Here is a 1,528-nt window from a genome sequence, read left to right as displayed (position 1 = left end):
CGGTCCCATGCACTTCGTAAGTCGTTGATTGATCGGGCGACGAAATCCCCCTCCTAAGGGGAAGGTCGCCCGTTCGAATCGGGCCGGGGTCACCATAAATCAATGGCTTGCGACATTTGGCGAGCTTGCAGGGTGTCTTGAAGCGGCAGTTGCTCCCACAGGTGCGGAATGCGGGCTCTGCGCGGAAGTTCGCTGCGCGGGTGGTGTGGGCCTCCACCCATTTCAGGCGGCCCGCAGCTTGCACTGTGGTCATTCATCCCGACTTTTGTCGCGGAGGGCGAGGAATGCGGCAATTGTGCTTGCAGCGACGCCGAGCAAGAAGCCGAGGACTATGCCGTCGAACCAACTCAAGCTCGCCACGTTGCCCCCATGCAAAGACTGATGCGCGAACAGCGTTCTGCTGCTTGTGTTGTACTGCGAAGGGGCAAAGGTATGGTCCCGGGCTTTCGCGAGCCTTTCAGAGAACAATTCGCATCTTGGTGTCGCGAATCCCAGGTGATCTGCAGCAAAAGATCTTTGCGGCTGTTCCGGGGCGCGTTCACCGCGCGGCTGACGCGGTAGGCCTCCATCACGTAGCCGGAATGGCACTGCGGCCAGGTGGCTGCCGTGTGCTGCTTCGCCCAGGTCACTACCTCCTACCAGAAGCTGGTCCGCATGACCGACCAAAAAGCAAGGTCCCCGCGCGAACGAGCGCCTGCTTGGCGTTGAGGTTTTCCAAGAACCAAGCTGTGCTACTTCACGATAGTAATTGGCACATATGCCGGTGAGTGAGCCTTAACCCAATTCAAGGCCGAAGTGGCTTCGACGAATCCGCCGGGAGCGCGTGAGCAGCGACGCGTCGGCGCCCAGTCCGAACGATTCAGGCAGATCGTTGCTGCGTTCGCAGGATCTGCAACCGCCGGTCGTATCCTTCCGGCCTTGCTTCCTAGGCACAACAACCAATCCTTCTGCACCGCTCCCGTTCCCTCTGGCGGGGGGGGGGGGGGGGAGTTGGGCGACATCTGGGTGTTGCGGTGAATCGAAAAGGCTTCGACCTTCGCGACATTCAAGAGCTGGGGCTACTCCGAGCGGACACCACATAGGGTGACGGCCTCGATGTAGCGAGCCTGCCGACGCTTCAGGAACTTGCTGTAGAACTTGATCTCGCTCCCGCCTCCAGTCTGGGGGGTGATCTCAACAAACTCCGCCGGGACCCCGCCATTGGAGGTCGATACGGAGTAGCCATCTGTACGGGGCTCAATCACGTACTGCCACCGCGATCCTCCGATGCTCACCTCTCCCCAGGCATCGCGGACACAAGTAGCGGCAGCCAAGGGCTCCTGACTGGACGAGAAAGCTGCTGCAGGTCCAGTACTTCGCATGCCGCCAACGGATGTGCAGGCAGCCAGCAGCAGAAGTGTGATCCCGGCTGTTGCCATCCCGAGAGGTTGAGTCATTCCGTGCATGCGGCAGCTCCATTGCAAGTGCGGAACTGTGACGCAATCATGAGAAGGCTACAACAGTGTAGTCGTGAGGTCGGTCTGCTGCC

At 60.3% G+C, this 1,528-nt stretch carries 1 protein-coding gene; it reads right to left on the bottom strand.

Translation table 11 applies throughout. The annotated features are described in order from the left end of the window. Positions 1-253, bottom strand: a 253-nt coding sequence (locus ACZ4SV_RS36365) for a hypothetical protein (RefSeq protein ID WP_468011449.1), incomplete at its 3' end; no start/stop codon positions are given. Positions 254-1,528: the final 1,275 nt, after the last annotated feature.

The organism is Streptomyces sp. NPDC027672 (genome assembly GCF_055566335.1).
The sequence above is the reverse complement of the archived record's forward strand: the minus strand, read 5'-3'. Positions and strand labels throughout refer to the sequence as shown.